This is a genomic window from Sphingomonas sp. S2M10 (assembly GCF_012650175.1).
In the GTDB taxonomy this organism is placed as follows: Bacteria; Pseudomonadota; Alphaproteobacteria; order Sphingomonadales; family Sphingomonadaceae; genus Sphingomonas.
Genome location: NZ_JAAILI010000017.1, coordinates 1 through 16,789, shown reverse-complemented (window position 1 = coordinate 16,789; position 16,789 = coordinate 1). Strand labels below are relative to the sequence as shown.

Here is a 16,789-nt window from a genome sequence, read left to right as displayed (position 1 = left end):
GCCCCGCGCCGCGCAGGGCCGTAGCAAAGCGGCCATGAACCCGATGCGGCGGATCCTGATCCTGGGCGGCGGTACGGCCGGCTGGCTCACCGCCGCCTATCTCGCGCGGTACCTTGATGTCGCGCGCCAGCAGCGCTTCTCGATCACGGTGCTCGAATCGCCGGCGCTGGGTATCGTCGGCGTCGGAGAAGGCGGGTTCCCGACGATCCGCGAGACACTGCAATTCCTCGGCATCGACGAACGCCGCTTCGTGCGCGCCGCCGGCGCCACCTTCAAGCAGGGGATACGCTTCGACGACTGGCTGCATGCGCCGCGGCCCGACGGCGCGCGCCACCGCTTTCTCCACCCCTTCGAGGCGCCGTTTCACGCCGATGGTGCCGGGCTGGTCCCCTATTGGCTGTTGCAACCGGCCGCGGCGCGACCGCCCTTCGCCGAGGCGATGACGATCCAGAATCGTGTCGCGGCGCAGGGTCGGGCGCCGAAGCGCGTGGAAGAGGCGGGCTATGGCGGCCCGCTCACCTATGCCTATCATTTCGACGCAGTGCGGCTGGCGCAGATGCTGCGCGAACGGGCGATCGAACTCGGCGTCGTGCATCTGGAGGGTGAGGTTTTTCACGCCCATACCGACCCTGACGGCGCCATCGACCGGATCGAGACGCGCGAGCACGGCGCGCTCGCCGCCGATCTCTATATCGACTGCTCGGGCTTCGAGGCCGCGCTGATCGGAAAGGCGATGGGATCGCCCTTCACCTCGGTGCGGCACCAGCTGTTCACCGATCGCGCGCTCGCCTGCAAACTGCCCTATGCCGATCCCGAAGCGCCGATCGCGACGACGACCATCGCCGCCGCGCACGAGGCCGGGTGGACCTGGGACATCGGGCTGCAGCATGCACGCGGGATCGGCTGCGTCTTCTCCTCGGCGCATCTGGACGCGGAGCGCGCCGCGGAGATCCTCGACAAGCATCTCGGCGGTGCACCGCATGACGCGCGGCTGATCCGTTTCGATCCCGGCTATCGCCGCGCGCCCTGGGTGAAGAACTGCGTGGCCGTGGGCCTTTCCGGCGGCTTCCTGGAGCCGCTGGAGGCGACCGGCGTGGTGCTGATCGAGGCGGCGGCGGCCATGATCGCCGAGCTGTTCCCCCATGCCGGCCCGGTCGATGCCCCGGCCGCGCGCTTCAACGCGCTGATGGCGGCGCGCTATGCCCGGATCGTCGATTTCCTGAAGCTTCATTATTGCCTCAGCCGGCGCGAGGAGCCGTTCTGGCGGGACAATCGCGATCCGGCTTCGATCCCCGAAACGCTCCGGGCACTGCTGGAGCAATGGCGGCATCGCCCGCCGAGCCGCTTCGACTTCCTGCTCGACGTCGAGAGCTTCGCCTTCTTCAACTATCAGTACATCCTCTACGGGATGGACTTTTCCACCGATCTCGCCGCCGCCCGCGACGGCTTCCCCCATGCCGAGGCGGCGGCGCGCCAGTTCGCGCGCATCCGCAGCTTCGGCGAGCAGGCGGTGGCGGATCTGCCCGGCCACCGCGAGCTGATCCGCCAGCTTGCCGGCTGACGGTCAGACGGCGGCGAGCCCCCCGTCGATCGCGTCCAGCTCGCCGCGCTCGCGCGCCTGGCGGCCATAGACCGCCTCGAACAGCGGTGTCGCCATCACGGTGGTGATGATCGCCATCAGCACCAGCATCGAGAACAGGGTCGGACCGATGATGCCCTTCTGCAGGCCGATATTGATGATGATCAGCTCCATCAGCCCACGGGCGTTCATCAGCGCGCCGATGCCCAGCGCGGTGCGGTTATCCTCGCCGGCGATCCGCGCCGCCGCCCAGCAGGCGCCGAACTTGGCGAGGACGGACACTGCCAGGATGCCGAGTGCGATCAGCAGGAGGGACGGCGAATTGACCATGTCCATCCGGGTGTTGAGGCCCGAATAGGTGAAGAACATCGGCAGCAGCAGGACGACGGCGAGCGGCTCCACCTTGCGCTTCAGCTCCTCGACGAACAGCCCGCGCGGCATGCACACACCCATCAGGAAGCCGCCAAAGATCGCATGGATGCCGATCGCATCCATGAAGAAGGCGGAGGTGCAGAACAGCATCATCGTGACCGCGAGGATCGGCATGGTCATCTCGCCGCGTGCCTCGACGATCCGCCCGAGCGGCGCCAGCAGGCGCCGTCCGAACACCAGCATGAAGCCCGCATAGAGCACCGCCCCGCCGATCGCGAGCACCGCCACGCCGGGGCCCGCCCCGAAGGTGGCCAGCACGAGCGCGAGCACGCACCAGGACGCGGCATCGTCGAACGCGCCCGCGGTGAGCGACAAGGTGCCGAGCGCCGAGTTGGCGAGCCCGCGCTCATTGATGATCCGCGCCAGCATCGGGAAGGCGGTGAGCGCGATGCAGGCGCCCATGAACAGCGTCGCATTGGCCTGGCTGATGCCCGGCGTGAACAGCCCGGGGACCGTGAGCAGGGCGGGCGTGATCAGCGCCGCGAGCAGGAAGGGGGCGGCAATGCCGGCGGCCGAAACGCCCGCCGCGCTCTTCGCCTTGGAGCGGAAATGATCGAGGCGCAGCGTCAGGCCCACCATGAACATGTAGAGTCCCACGCCCAGCTGCGCGCCGGCATACAGCAGATTGCGGGTTTCCTTGGGAAAGATCGCCAGCTGCAGATCGGGAAGCAAGAGACCCAGCAGCGAGGGGCCGAGCACCACGCCGGCGATCATCTCGCCCACGACCTGGGGCTGCTTCAGGAACTTCTGCCCGGCCCAGCCGACCACCCGGCAGGCAAACAGGATGATCGCCAGCTGCAGGAAGAAATGAATGCTGAAATCACCGGGTGCATAGGTCTTGGCGGCCTGCACGGCCGGACCGTGCGGGTTGAGGACGTCGGTCAGCGCGTGCCAGGCGCCGGTCAGCAGCTCGTTCATTCGGATCCCCTCGGGCGCGCGGCATCTCGTGCACCGGCGCGATGGCCCAGCAAGCCGCTTCGTGGCCGCGCCGCAAGCATCGATTCGCGGCCGCTTGTACTTTTCCATGATCGGACGACGGAGTGTTGCCGAGCATCCACAAGGTAGGTACGTACCTACAATTCTACGGCACTGTTGGGACGGACGGACCCCGGCGATGAAGGTACTGACCAGCCGCGAATTCAACCAGGACGTCAGCGCCGCGAAGCGATTCGCGCGTATCGAGCCGGTGTTCATCACCGACCGCGGCAGACCCACCCATGTGCTCATGAGCATCGCCAGTTTCCGTGCCTTCAGCGGCGAGCGCGAAAGCATTGTCGATGCGCTGGCCGAAGCCGCGCCCTTCGCCCTCGACGGCGAGCCGGGACGCTGGTGAATGTACCTGCTCGACACGCCCGTCCTGCTCGATCTGCGTAAGGCGCGCGGCGGCGGCGCCGATCCGAGGCTGACCGCCTGGGCGGGCGGGGCGCCGCGCGAGCAGCTGTTCCTTTCCGTACTGGCGCTGGCGGAGGTGGAGGCGCTGGCTGCACGGGCACCGCGCGGTGAGGGCGCGACGTCGATCCGCCGCTGGATCGACGACCAGCTTGTGCCGGCGTTCGGCAGCCAGCTCCTGCCCGTGGACATCGCGGTCGCGCGGCGGCGGGGCCAGGTGCCGCTGGCGAGCGACCGCCACGCGCTGATCGCCGCGACCGCGCTCGAACATGCGCTGACGCTGGTGACCTATGACGCCGCAGCCTATCGCGGGGTGCGGCTGAAGCTGTTCGATCCGCGGCGCTACGATCCCGAGGAGGCGGTGGATGACTGGCGGGCGGCCGCCGCGCGCAGCGGCCCGCTCTGGTTCCGCAGCCTGTTCCTCCGCAGCTGACTTCGTGCAACCGGTAGGCGTCCCAAGCATTTGTCTGAAAAGGAGAATGCAATGGCCGACGAGAAGCGCGCGACCTTGTACCGGATGGAATTGCCGGATCATGTCTGCCCGTTCGGGCTGCATGCCCGCGAGCTGCTGCTCGAGCGGGGCTACGATATCGACGACCGCGTGCTGCGGACGCGGGGTGAAGTGGATGCGGTGAAGGCCGAGTTCGGCGTCGCTACCACCCCGGTGATCTTCCTGGGCGAGGAACGGTTCGACGGCAGCGACGCGCTCGCCCATGCGCTGGCGAGCCGCTAGGCGCCGCATGCCACGAGCTGCGCGGACGCACTCGGTTCGTCCCGTTCGTGTTACAGCCTCGGAACAAAGCGCCGCGTCGTTGATTTTCGCTCCCAACGCTTTTCCGACAACGGTTTTTTTCGACCGTACCAACGTAAAGGGCAATGATGATGAAGAAGATGCTCGTGCTCGGCGCCGCTGCCGGCCTGATCGCTCTCTCGGCGTGCAACAACACGCCGCGTGAGCAGGCCGCCGACAACATCGAGGCGAATGCCGAGGCGCGTGCCGACAACATCGAGGCGATGGCCGGTAACGCCACCACCGATGCGGCCGAGGACAATCTGCAGAACCAGGCCGAGGCCGTGCGCGCCGAGGGCGACGCCAAGGCCAAGGACATGCGCACCCACGATGCGGACACCAATCTGCACAACGGGATGTAATTCCGGAGCTTTCCGGTCCGGGTTCCCGCCGTTCCCACGCAGGCGGCGGGCCCTAGCGAAGGGCGCTCGCGAAAGCGGGCGCCCTTTTGCGTGCGCGCCGCTCCCTTACACGTCGATTTGCAATCGATTGTTGCTTCCAAGGTCGTAACGTTCCATAAAGTCGGCACAGAACAGACTGGTCGGGTGGAGAGGCGCGACGATGAACCCTGCTGACCGCAAGCCGCGCCTCCCGCTGTGGCGCATCCTGGAAATGAATCTCGGCTTTCTCGGCCTGCAGTTCAGCTTCGGGCTGCAGCAGGGCAACATGGCGCCGATCTATTCCTATCTCGGCGCGTCGGAGGCATCGCTGCCGCTGCTGCAGCTGGCCGGGCCGATGACCGGGCTGCTCGTCCAGCCGATCATCGGTGCGATGAGCGACCGAACCGCCAGCCGCTGGGGTCGGCGTACCCCCTATTTCCTCATCGGCGCGGTGCTGTGTTCGCTGGGGCTGTTCTTCATGCCGCTCAGCAGTTCGATCGTCATGGCGGTGTCGCTGCTGTGGCTGCTCGATGCGGGCAACAACATCACCATGGAGCCGTATCGCGCCTATGTGTCCGATCGGCTCGATCCCAGTCAGCACGGGCTCGGTTTCCTTACCCAGAGCGCGTTCACCGGGCTGGCGCAGATGCTCGCGTTCCTCACGCCGTCGCTGCTCGTCTGGGCGGGGATGAACCAGGATTGGGTGGATTCGCACAACATTCCCTATACCGCCCGGGTCGCCTTCATGGTCGGCGCGGTGCTCGCACTGGGCACGATCCTGTGGTCGGTCCTGCGGGTACCCGAACTGCCGCTGACCCCGACCGAGCGGGCCCATATCGCCGCACAGCCCAAGTCGCTGGGCGCGACGCTCGCGGAAATCGGCGCGGCGATCCGCGCCATGCCCCCGGCGATGCGCAAGCTGGCGCTGATGAGCCTGTTCCAATGGTATGCGATGATGGCGTACTGGACCTATGTGATCCTCGCCATCGCGCGGTCGGTCTACGGCACGGCGGAGTCGACCGCGCCGGGATTCCGCGCCGCGGTGCTCACCAATGGCGAGATCGCCGCCTTCTACAACGCCGTCGCCTTCGTCGCCGCCTTCGCGATGGTGCCGATCGCGCGGAAGATCGGCGCGGCACGGCTGCACGCCGCCTGCCTGGTCTGCGCAGGGCTCGGCATGCTGTGGCTGCCGCAGGTGCAGGACAAGGCTTTGCTGTTTCTGCCCGCGATCGGGCTGGGGCTCGGCTGGGCGAGCATGATGGGCAACCCCTATGTCATCCTCGCCGGATCGATCCCGCCCGAACGGACCGGGGTCTATATGGGCATTTTCAACATGATGATCGTCATTCCGATGCTGCTCTTCTCGATCAGCCTGCCCTTTTTCTACGCGCCCCTGCTCGGCGGGGACGCGCGCAACGTGTTGCGGCTGTGCGGCGGACTGATGTTCTGCGCCGCGCTGGCGGTGTGGACCGTTCGGGACCGGAAGCCGGCATGACCGCGCGGGCGGAATGGACGCGAACCGCGCTCGCGGGAATCGCCCGACAGACCGGCGCGGCGATCCCGCCGCTGCGCCCCGGCGCGTGGTCGCCGGTGGCGGATCTGGACTATTGGGACATGTGGCCGATCGCAGACGCCGATGGCCGCACCGTGCTGCGTGGCGGCCGAAGCTGGTGGTTCTTCCTCGCGGCACCACGCCTCGACGATCCCGAAGCCAGGCACGATGTCGCCCGCATCCGCCTGACGAGCATCGGCGGGGACGGCGTGTGGCGCGATCATGGCGACGCCTTTCCCGACGGCTTCACCCCCGGATCGCGCGAATGGTCCGGCTCGGCGGTGCTGGAGGAGGACGGCGTCACGCTGTCGCACTATTTCACCGCCGCCGGGCGCCGCGGCGAGGCGACCTCGTTCGAGCAGCGGCTGTTCGTCAGCCGCGGACGCTTCCATGTCGACGGAGATGCCGCGCACCTCAGCGACTGGAGCCCTCCCGAGGAGATCGTCGCCGCCGACGGCGCGGTCTACACGATCGCGAACGAAACGGTGGCGCCGCCGCACGGCATCCAGGGGTTCCGCGACCCGGGCTTTTTCCGCGATCCGGCGGACGGCGCGGCATATGTGCTGTTCACCGCCAACGCGGCCTGGAGCGATGCCCGCGTCAACGGCGTGATCGGGGTGGCACGGCGGAGCGACGACGCCTGGCGGCTCGACCCTCCGCTCCTCTCCGCGATCGACGTCAACAGCGAGCTGGAGCGCCCGCACATCGTCGTGCGCGACGGGCGTTACTATCTGTTCTGGAGCACGCAGGCGCGCCGGTTCGCCACGGGGATCACCGCGCCGACCGGGCTGTACGCGATGGTCGCGGAGCGCATGGCGGGGCCCTGGCGGCCCGCCAATGGCACGGGCCTGGTCGCGGCGAACCCGCCGCAAGCGCCGGCCCAGGCTTATTGCTGGTGGGTTACCGCCGATGGTTATGTGCTCAGCTTTCGCGACTATCCCGGCATAGCGCCCGACCGGCTGGACAGCCTGGCAGAGGTCGCGCAGCGCCGTCGCGCCTTTGGCGGCGCCCCCGCGCCCTTCTTTCTCCTGGCCTTCGATGGAGACCGCGTGACGCTGTCGACCTGAGCGGGACGGAGGCGATCGGACTAGGCCGAATCCCGCACCACCAGCTGGGGCGGCATCACCAGGGGGCTGGCCTCTTGCCCGGCGATCCGCGCGAACAGGCGCTCCACCATGGCGCGGGCGCCGCGCGCGATGTCCTGCCGCACGGTGGTGAGCCGCGGCACGGTCTGCAGGCCGAGCGGCAGATCGTCATAGCCGATCACCGGTACATCGCTGGGCACCGCCATGCCCTGGTCGGCGAGTACCCGCAGCGTCGTCATCGCGATCATGTCCGACCCCGCGGCGATGCCGTCGATCCGATCAAGATGGCGGGTGAGATGCGCCGCGATTTCCAGCTCCATCATGTCGGATGCCATATGCGTGTCGAGCTGAAGCGGCGCCGGCAGTCCGGCGGCGGCGGCGGCGGCGCAGATGCCGGCATAGCGTTCGCGCAGTTCCGGCGCGCGGATTTCGCCCAGAAAGGCGATCCGCCGCACGCCGCGCGCGATGAGATGTTCGGCGGCGATCCGCCCGCCGGCGACATTTTCCGTACCGACCGTGCAGTGCACCTGGCCCGGCATGCGGCTGCCCCAGGCGACCAGCGGGCGATAGCGCCGCGCGACGCGCTCGATCGCATCCATCTGGTCCGACTGGCCGATCAGCAGCACGCCGTCCAGCATGCCGGAGTCGACGATCCGCTCCAGCCAGTCCTCGGCATCGGGAATGATCCGCGACAGCATCACGTCGTATCCATTCTCGGTCAGCGCATCGGCGAGATGCCCGAGGATCGTCATGAAGAAGGGATCGGACAGATGCTGGCGGCGCTCGTGCCCCAGCGGCACGACGACGCCGATCACGCCGGTCTTCTGCGTGCGCAACCGCCGCGCCATCTGGTTGACGCGAAAGTCGTGCGCCGCCGCCAGCGCCTGGATGCGCTGGCGCGTCTCCGGGTTAACCAGGCTGCTGCCCGCCAGCGCGCGCGAAACCGTGCCGGCCGATACACCGGCGAGGCGGGCGAGATCGGCAAGCGTGCGGGCCGGTCTGTCGGAAGGCGGAACATCGTGGCTCACGGGAAGAGACGATAGGCCGCTCTGACCGACATGCGCAAGCGCGGCTGCTACGCACATTTACGAAGCTTGTTGCAATCGATTGCAATGTGAGATATACGCGATGCTGAAGGGTTTCCACAAGGAGAACCCAAGTCAGGGAGAGAGGCCGATGGCCATGTCTGCGCGCACCCGTCGCATCCGCCACCTGCTGCTGGGCAGCATGCTCGCCGTCCCGAGTGCGCCCGCACTCGCGCAGGACGGGACACCGCCGCCGCAGGACGTGGCACCGGCGCAGGAGGCGGAGGCCACGCGATACACCGAGATCGTCGTGACCGCCGTCGCGCGCGGCCGCGACCGGCTCGACACCGCGATCTCGACCAGTTCGCTCAAGGCCGACGACATCCAGAAGGCCGCGCCGCGCTCGGTCGCGGAAATCTTCCGGACGCTGCCCGGCATCCGTTCGGAGAGCTCGGGCGGCGAGGGCAATGCCAATATCTCGATCCGCGGCCTGCCGATCGCCTCGGGCGGCGCCAAGTTCCTGCAGCTGCAGGAAGACGGGCTGCCGGTGCTCGAATTCGGGGACATTACCTTCGGCAATGCGGACATCTTCCTGCGCGCCGATCTCAACCTGGCGCAGGTGGAGTCGATCCGCGGCGGCTCGGCCTCGACCTTCGCGTCGAATTCGCCCGGCGGCGTAATCAACATGATCTCCAAAACCGGCGAAACCGAAGGCGGCGCGGTGCAGGCCACCGCCGGGCTCGACTACAAGGACTATCGCCTCGACTTCGACTATGGCGCCAGGCTGACCGACAGCGTGCGCTTCCACATGGGCGGCTTCTACCGCCAGGGGACCGGCCCGCGCCGCATCGGCTATGACGGCAACAAGGGCGGCCAGTTCAAGTTCAACGTAACCAAGGAATTCACCGGCGGGCACATCCGCCTCTACGGCAAGTTCCTCGACGACCGCGCGGTCGGCTATTTGCCGATGCCGGTGCGCGTGACCGGCACCAACGGCAACCCGACCTATCAGGACCTGGCCAATTTCCGCTCCAACCGCGACCAGCTGCTGACGCCCAACTTCACCCGCAACGTGACGCTGGACGGCAACAACAATCCGGTGACCGACGACGTTCGCGAGGGGCAGCGCCCGCTGGTCAAGTCGATCGGCTTCGAGGCGGAGACGACGCTCGCCGGGTGGACGATCACCGATCGCTTCCGCTATTCGGACATTTCCGGCCGCTTCATCTCGAACTTCCCGGCGACGGTCGATTCCGCAAGCGCCGTCGCGACGTCGCTGGGCGGGGCAGGGGCGACGCTCGCCTATGCCAGCGGCCCCGATGCGGGAAGGGCGATCACCGACCTCGCCGGGCTGAACGGCAACGGCCTGCTCGCACAGATCGTGGTGTTCGACACCAAGCTCAACAGCCTCGACAACATCACCAACGATCTGCGCGCGAGCCGGGCGTTCGACGTCGGCGCGGGCAAGCTCACCGCCACCGCCGGCTTCTACAAGTCGCGCCAGACGATCGATACCGATTGGCTATGGACCTCGATCCTCACCGATGTGCGCGGCAATGGCGGGGCGGCGCTGGTCAATGTCCGCCGCGCGAACGGCACGGCGGTCACCCAGGACGGCTTCTACGGCTACAGCGCCGCCTATTTCGGCGGATGCTGCCGGCGCAGCTACAATGTCGACTACAACGTCAACGCGCCCTTTGCCTCGCTCAACTACCAGCTCGGCAAGGTCTCGATCGGCGGCAGCGTCCGCTATGACTTCGGCGATGCGAGCGGCTCGATCGCGGGTGCCGATCTGGGCGGCGGCCGTGTCGGCTCCGTCAGCCGCGACATCAACGGCGACGGGGTGATCTCGGACGCCGAGACCCGCGTCGCGGTGATCCCGCTGACCAGCCCCGCGCCGGTCAACTACAGCTATCATTACTGGAGCTATTCGGCGGGCATCAACTATCGCTTCGTCGAGTACATGTCCGTCTTCGCGCGCTACAGCCGCGGCGGCCGCGCCAATGCGGATCGCCTGCTGTTTGGGCCGGCGGTGAGCACCACCGACGGTCATCTGGTGAGTTCGGCAGCGGCGGTCGACTTCGTCAACCAGGCGGAGCTGGGCGTAAAGTATCGCGAAGGACCGCTGACGCTCAACCTCACCGGCTTCTGGGCGCGTACCGAGGAGCAGAATTACGAGGCGACGCGGCAACTGTTCATCGACCGCACCTATCGGGCCTATGGCCTCGAATTCGATGGCGCGGTCCGCCAGGGGCCGTTCAGCCTGACCGCCGGTGCCACCTGGACCCATTCGCGCATCGTCGCCGACGCGCTCAACCCCGGCGTGGTCGGCAACACGCCGCGTCGCCAGGCGAAGCTGATCTTCCAGGCGACGCCGCAGGTCGAGTTCGGCCGCGCCTCGATCGGCGCGAATGTGGTGGGCACCACCAGCAGCTATGCGCAGGACAACAACCAGCTCAAGCTGCCGGGCTACACCCAGGTCAACGCCTTCGCCCAGTTCCGGCCGATCCCGAAGCTGCTGGTGTCGCTCAACGCGAACAATTTGTTCAACGTCCGCGGCTTCACCGAGGCGGAGGAGGGGGCGATCCCGGCGAACGGCATCGTCCGCGCCCGCTCGATCAACGGTCGCACGATCAGCACTTCGGTCCGGATTGAATTTTGATTCCCCGGACGGCGGCCGGAGGCGCAATCCTCCGGCCGCTTTCCTGCATTCCGCTTACCAGATCCGGACGCGGTCCGCCGGTGCCAGATACTGTTTCTGGCTCGGATCGATGTTCCAGGCGGCATACCAGGCATCGACGTTGCGCAGCGGGTTCACCGCGCGGATCTGGCCCGGCGAGTGGGGATCGCTGACCAGCTGCTGGCGCAGCGCCTCGGTGCGGAACAGCGTCCGCCACACCTGGCCCCAGCCGAGGAAGAAGCGCTGGTCGCCGGTGAAGCCGTCCAGCACCGGCGCCGGCTTGCCGCCCAGCGAGGCGTGATAGGCGTCCAGCGCAATCAGCACGCCGCCGAGATCGCCAATATTCTCGCCCATCGAGGCACGGCCGTTGATGGGGCTTGAGTAGCAGCGGAACAGAAAACCGACATAAGGGTGATCAAGTCTGGCTGATTGCGGCCGTTCTTCCTGATAGATCATCGCGCACTCCGCATCGATCGACGCGTGGAGCTAAAAAGAGCGCCGACAAGTCGGTCGGTTCTGGTCCACGGAACTTCAACAGACTGCCTCTCCCACGGTCTACTCCTGCCAAATGACCAAATGGCAGAGTTCTCGGTTGCAGCTGATCTGCCAATTTAGCAGCTGCGCTTCGATGCGGAACACACTTCAAAGCGCGAGAGCAGATCGGTCGATGGCAGTTGTAGGTCGCATCGCGCGTTCGATGGCGCTGACGAGTGCCGGCATCGTGAAGGGCTTTTTCAGAACGATCGCGTTGGGTTCGGCCTTCAGCACACGCTCGCAATCTCCCGTCGAGAAGATGTGCGGCGCGGGCAGCGTCATCTCGATTTCCCTAACAGCAGCAAGCCCGCTGCCCTCGTGCAAACCGTCATCGACGATCAACAAGTCCGGACGATGGAACAACGCCGCGACAACCGTCGCAGCTTCGGTGTCAGTGACGGCGCAGACATTATGTCCGAGCACTTTCAGCACGTCCGACAAGAACATGGCAATCATCGCGTTGTCTTCAGCGACGAGGATTCGCAACGCAGTCATGCAGCTATGTTGGAGGCATGTCGGCCGTAAAAATAGGTTCGGAAAATACTCATGGGGGGATCGGGCGCGCTGACTGAATGAGCATGGCGGGTTCTGCCGCGAATGTGGTAAGCTCTCGTTATGGTTGCCTCGACCAGCGAACCGAAAGCGATAGCCCGGTTCCTAGATCAGCAAACCGACGGCATCGATACCCGTTTGGCCGAAGGCACTGTTTTGTCCGCGGCTAAAGCGAGCTTTCCGATCGTGGCGGTGGGCGCGTCGGCTGGCGGTCTGGACGCCGTCACCAAGCTAATCGACGCCCTGCCGCAATCGCCGGGCATGGCGTTTATCCTGATCCAGCACCTCGACCCGACGCACAAAAGCCTGATGGCCGAGTTGCTGACCAAGCACACGCCAATGCCTGTCGCCGAAGCGATCGATGGCGCCGCAATCGAGGTGGACCATGTCTATACGATTCCCTCGGGGTCTTACCTCTCCGTGTCCGGGGAAGTGCTCAGGCTTTCGACCCCGAATGCGCCGCGAGGCTCTCGCAAGCCGTTCGACTTCCTGCTGAAGTCCATGGCGCGTGGCACGGAGCATCCGATTGCTGCGATCATCCTGTCAGGCTTTGATGGAGACGGAAGCGACGGCTTGCAGAGCATCCGGGACCGAGGTGGCCTCGTGATCGCGCAGGATCCAGCGGAAGCCGAACATAATTCCATGCCGACCAGCGCTATCGATACCGGCCTCGTTGATGAGACCTTGCCGATCGATCAAATGCCTGGAGCGCTTGCCACCTTCGCCAAGGACAATGCTGCGACAGTCGCCGCCAGCTCCCCTGGGCTCGCCGAGATCATCGAAGAACTCCGCAAGAAAACGCCGCACGATTTCCGACACTACAAGCCTGGGACGCTGCAACGCCGCATCGACAGGCGCATGGGGCTCGCCAATATCCGGCTGGATGCAATGCCGAAATATCTGGCGATGTTGCGCAAAGACGCAGGTGAGCGCGATCTGCTCGCTGCGGACCTGCTTATTAACGTCACTACCTTCTTCCGCGACCCCAAGACGTTCGACATGCTCGCGAGCCAAGTGATCCCCGATCTGGTCAAGCATCATGACACAGACCAGCCACTCCGCGTGTGGGTCGCCGGATGCAGTACTGGCGAGGAAGCCTATTCCATTGCAATCTTGTTTTTGGAGGCGATTGCGGCGTCCAAGCGCCCGCTCAAGCTGCAGATATTCGCCTCGGACGTAGACGCCGCCGCCGTCTCCAAAGCACGCGAGGGCGTCTATCCCGCCACCGTCACGGTTGACATCACGCCAGCGCGAGTGAAGCGGTTCTTCGTGCGGGAAGAAGCCGGCGACTACCGCGTCAATTCCGATTTGCGCGGTGCGATCGTGTTCACGGTGCAAGACGTGTTGTCCGATCCGCCGTTTTCACGCCTCGATCTAATCTCGTGTCGTAACCTTCTGATCTACCTCACGCCGCGCGCCCAGGCGAAAGTCATCTCCTTGTTCCACTTCGCGCTTCGCAATCGCGGCATGCTTTTACTGGGTAGCGCGGAGACGATCGGGAGCACGGCGGGGCGCTTCGAGGTGGTCGCCAAGACCGAGCGGATCTATCGCCAGATTGGGCATGGCCGCTTGGGACTTTCCGATTTCGATGTAGGCGCGGCGGCGGACAAAGCCGGGCAGGCCCCGGGAGCGACGGAACATGTGCCGACGCGCGCGTCTGGCTTTGCCGAGCTGGCGCGCCGGCTTGTGCTGGAGACCCACGCGCCGGCTGCGGTTTTGATCGATCGTGCTGGCAAATGTCTGTATTCGCTTGGACCAACCGACCGGTATCTGCAGGTCGCCTCCGGCTATCCGTCGCACGATCTGCTCGAGATGGCGACGCCGGCGCTGCGAGCGAAGCTGCGTGCCGCCATCGGCCGGGTCAGCAAAGAAAATCCTCGTGTTTTCATTGGGCATAGCCGGATCGGCACCACCGCCTTCGGTATAGACGTTCAGGCTGTGACCGGCGACGGTGAGGAGCTACTGCTCGTCGCCTTCATCGATGATTCGGCGGCCGCGCAGGGCGGCGTCGTTGCGAAATCCCCGGCGACGAATGATCGCGTCGGCGATCTCGAACATGAACTGGCGCTCACGCGCGACGAGCTTCGCATCGCGCTCGAAGGCCTAGAGACAGCGAACCAAGAGCAGAAAGCCATCAACGAGGAGGCGTTGTCGGTCAATGAGGAGTATCAATCGACCAACGAGGAATTGCTGACCTCAAAGGAAGAATTGCAGTCGCTCAATGAGGAGCTGACCGCGTTGAACGGGCAGCTGCAGGAAACGCTGGAGCGTCAGCGCTCAACTTCGGACGATCTGCAGAACGTGCTTTACAGCACCGACGTCGCGACGCTGTTCCTTGATCCCGACCTGAATATCCGTTTCTTCACCCCGGCCACGCGCGCGGTGTTCAACGTAATCCCAAGCGACGTAGGCCGACCACTGGCCGATCTGCGCGCGTTAGCTGTCGATGACCAGCTCGAAGATGACGCAAGGAAAGTGCTCAATGGCGCGGCAGCCATTGAGCACGAAATTGAGGTCCCGGGGGGAACTTGGTTCATGCGGCGTATGCTGCCCTACCATACGCACGACGAGAAGGTTGAAGGCGTCGTCATCACCTTCACCGACATCACTGAACGTAAAATATCTGCGAAGGCCTTGCGCGCGTCGAAGCGCGAGGCGGAACTGGCGAATATCGCCAAATCGCGCTTCCTGGCAGCGGCCAGCCACGATTTGCGGCAGCCACTGCAATCGCTCTCGCTTGTTCAGGCCTTACTCGTGCATTCGGTGGAAGCGGAAAAGCCGGCGAAGCTGGTAGAGCGGCTAGGCGAGACACTCGAAGCGATGACCGCGATGCTCAACGTCCTGCTCGACATTAACCAGATCGAGGCAGGCGTGGTGCATCCCGAATCCGTCGATTTCGCCCTTGATGATATGCTCAACCGGTTGCGGGAGGAATTTTCCTATCAGGCTCAGGCGCAGGCGCTTGACCTGCGCGTCCTGCCCTGCCCTTTGCGCGTGCATAGCGACCCGCGCCTGCTCGAACAGATGATCCGCAACCTGCTCGCTAATGCGATGAAATATACGCGGAATGGGCGGATTCTACTCGGTTGCCGCCGGCGTGTTGGGCAGATAAGGGTCGAAATCTGGGATACCGGCATTGGCATTGCTGAGGATGAACTGCACGCTATTTTCGAGGAATTCCATCAGGTCGACAACGCTGCTCGAGAGCGCAGCAAAGGACTGGGCCTGGGTCTATCGATCGTCCAGCGACTGGGCGCGCTCCTTGACCACGACATTGGCGTGAGGTCCACGCTGGGGAAGGGATCGGTCTTCTCAATCGGCGTCCCGCTTGCCAAGCGTGCCGCAAGGAAGGCGATTACCGGATTGCTGAGCACACCGGCACACACCAATTCGCCAACCGGCAAGATCATCATCGTGGAAGATGATACAGAGGTACGCGACCTGCTCGAACAATTGCTGACGGAGAGCGGTCAGCGGGTACGAAAAGCGGCAAACGGAGAGGCTGCGCTCGCTCTGGTGGCTAAAGGCGCGATCCGCCCCGATCTCATCGTTGCAGACTATAATTTGCCGGGCGCGCTGGACGGCCTCGGCGTCATACGAGATATACGGGAATTGCTGGATCATCCTGTCCCCGCCATCATTCTGACGGGGGATATCTCCAGCGCGGCCCAGACGAGGATAGCCGCCAGTAATTGCACGCTATTAAGTAAGCCCGTAAATGCGAAAGAGCTTACCGCAGCCATCGAGACGCTTCTCTGGGAGGGCGAGCCGAACGACAAGCAGCCCTCGTCGAATCATGCCACCACGTCAGACGCTGCGATCATCGTAGTCGATCCCGATGGGGAAGTGCGAATGTCGATACGCGGCGTTCTCGAGGCTGATGGGTATGTGGTCGAAGATTTCCCCGACGCCGAGACCTATCTCGCCGCGTACCGATCCGACCGCGAGGGATGTGTGCTCCTCGACGCCGGACTGCCCGGCATCGACGGGATCGAATTGATTAAACGTTTGAAGGAGATGGGCAGCCCAATGGCCACCATCATGCTGACCGGCAGCAGTGACCTCACGCTGGCGATCTCGGCAATGAAAGCTGGTGCGTGCGACTTCATAGAGAAACCCGTCGGCAAGGACGCGTTGATGGCGAGCATCGAGCGGGCGCTCGCGCAATCGCATGACGTGAGCGTCGTTAACGGTTTTGAGGAAACGGCGGCGCGCCATGTGTCGGAGCTAACGCCGCGCCAGCGCGAAATCATGGATCTCGTCCTGTCCGGTCACCCTAGCAAAAACATCGCTGCTGATCTCGGCATCAGCCAGCGAACCGTTGAAAATCACCGAGCTTCGATGATGCAGAAGATGGGAGCCGGGTCACTGCCGGAACTTGCTCGACAGGCTCTCGCCGCCGAACGCAAAAGTCCGACCGTTGACAGGCCGCTACAGCGTTGAGCGATAGCGCTCCCGAAGCTAACAAAAAAAGCGGGTGACATCGACGCCAAACAAGCTCCAAAACAGTTTGTATTGTAATGCGCCCTCTTTGAAAGATGGTTCCGCGTTACCTTATGAGAATTTGAGCGGCAGCATACCAGACGACCTACAGAAGGCGGCCTGAACTGGTTCGTCCAACAAACCCCGGTTTGATATGAGCCGCCCGAACGATCGTGAGCGAGCTGTAAACGCTCGCGCTAAGTGGCGGCATTCTGATCGCGCTATTTGTCGGCGAGCGTCGCTACGCGGCTACCGGCTTGGTCTCGGCCGATCGCACATAGGCGTAGAGTGTTGGCTTGGAGATGCCGA

The 16,789-nt window shown here is 64.9% G+C and carries 12 protein-coding genes and 1 pseudogene; 9 read left to right on the top strand and 4 right to left on the bottom strand.

Features of this window, described 5'->3' with window-relative positions; all coding sequences use genetic code 11:
• Window positions 1-34 precede the first annotated feature (34 nt).
• Complete coding sequence (locus tag S2M10_RS05760; RefSeq protein ID WP_168845246.1) at window positions 35-1,561, top strand: tryptophan halogenase family protein; 1,527 nt, start codon at window positions 35-37, stop codon at window positions 1,559-1,561.
• A 3-nt stretch (window positions 1,562-1,564) separates the two neighbouring features.
• Here S2M10_RS05760 and S2M10_RS05755 read toward each other — a convergent pair whose 3' ends face one another.
• On the bottom strand, window positions 1,565-2,929 hold the full coding sequence (locus tag S2M10_RS05755) for a cation:proton antiporter (protein WP_168845245.1): 1,365 nt from the start codon (window positions 2,927-2,929) through the stop codon (window positions 1,565-1,567).
• Window positions 2,930-3,125: 196 nt separating this feature from the next.
• Between S2M10_RS05755 and S2M10_RS05750 the strand changes: the two genes are divergently transcribed.
• The 6 genes from S2M10_RS05750 (at window position 3,126) to S2M10_RS05725 (ending at window position 7,189) form a co-directional block, all read left to right on the top strand.
• A complete protein-coding gene (locus S2M10_RS05750) occupies window positions 3,126-3,344 on the top strand; it encodes a type II toxin-antitoxin system prevent-host-death family antitoxin (RefSeq protein ID WP_168845244.1) in 219 nt (72 codons plus the stop codon).
• Window positions 3,345-3,833: a PIN domain-containing protein gene (locus S2M10_RS05745; protein ID WP_168845243.1), complete on the top strand. Its 489-nt coding sequence runs from the start codon at window positions 3,345-3,347 to the stop codon at window positions 3,831-3,833.
• A 51-nt stretch (window positions 3,834-3,884) separates the two neighbouring features.
• A complete protein-coding gene (locus tag S2M10_RS05740; protein WP_168845242.1) occupies window positions 3,885-4,133 on the top strand; it encodes a glutaredoxin in 249 nt (82 codons plus the stop codon).
• Window positions 4,134-4,282: 149 nt separating this feature from the next.
• On the top strand, window positions 4,283-4,552 hold the full coding sequence (locus tag S2M10_RS05735) for a hypothetical protein (protein WP_168845241.1): 270 nt from the start codon (window positions 4,283-4,285) through the stop codon (window positions 4,550-4,552).
• A gap of 199 nt (window positions 4,553-4,751) precedes the next feature.
• Complete coding sequence (locus S2M10_RS05730) at window positions 4,752-6,065, top strand: MFS transporter (RefSeq protein ID WP_247650666.1); 1,314 nt, start codon at window positions 4,752-4,754, stop codon at window positions 6,063-6,065.
• Window positions 6,062-7,189, top strand: a complete 1,128-nt coding sequence (locus tag S2M10_RS05725; RefSeq protein ID WP_168845240.1) for a glycoside hydrolase family 68 protein — start codon at window positions 6,062-6,064, stop codon at window positions 7,187-7,189. Before S2M10_RS05730 ends, S2M10_RS05725 begins: the two co-directional genes overlap by 4 nt.
• Before the next feature lie 20 nt (window positions 7,190-7,209).
• Here the strand turns inward: S2M10_RS05725 and S2M10_RS05720 are convergent, their stop codons facing one another.
• Entirely contained in the window at window positions 7,210-8,235 is a 1,026-nt protein-coding gene (locus tag S2M10_RS05720) for a LacI family DNA-binding transcriptional regulator (RefSeq protein WP_348770535.1), read from the bottom strand.
• Between the two features lie 148 nt (window positions 8,236-8,383).
• Between S2M10_RS05720 and S2M10_RS05715 the strand changes: the two genes are divergently transcribed.
• On the top strand, window positions 8,384-10,894 hold the full coding sequence (locus tag S2M10_RS05715; RefSeq protein ID WP_247650665.1) for a TonB-dependent receptor: 2,511 nt from the start codon (window positions 8,384-8,386) through the stop codon (window positions 10,892-10,894).
• A gap of 54 nt (window positions 10,895-10,948) precedes the next feature.
• Here S2M10_RS05715 and S2M10_RS05710 read toward each other — a convergent pair.
• Together S2M10_RS05710 and S2M10_RS05705 are read right to left on the bottom strand one after the other, a co-directional pair.
• Window positions 10,949-11,284 (bottom strand): annotated as a pseudogene (locus S2M10_RS05710) (M13-type metalloendopeptidase); the annotation flags it as partial.
• A gap of 270 nt (window positions 11,285-11,554) precedes the next feature.
• Window positions 11,555-11,941 carry a response regulator gene (locus S2M10_RS05705; protein WP_168845238.1) on the bottom strand — a complete coding sequence of 129 codons (387 nt, stop codon included), beginning with the start codon at window positions 11,939-11,941 and terminating at the stop codon, window positions 11,555-11,557.
• A gap of 120 nt (window positions 11,942-12,061) precedes the next feature.
• Between S2M10_RS05705 and S2M10_RS05700 the strand changes: the two genes are divergently transcribed.
• A complete protein-coding gene (locus tag S2M10_RS05700) occupies window positions 12,062-16,441 on the top strand; it encodes a CheR family methyltransferase (protein ID WP_168845237.1) in 4,380 nt (1,459 codons plus the stop codon).
• Window positions 16,442-16,789 lie beyond the last annotated feature (348 nt).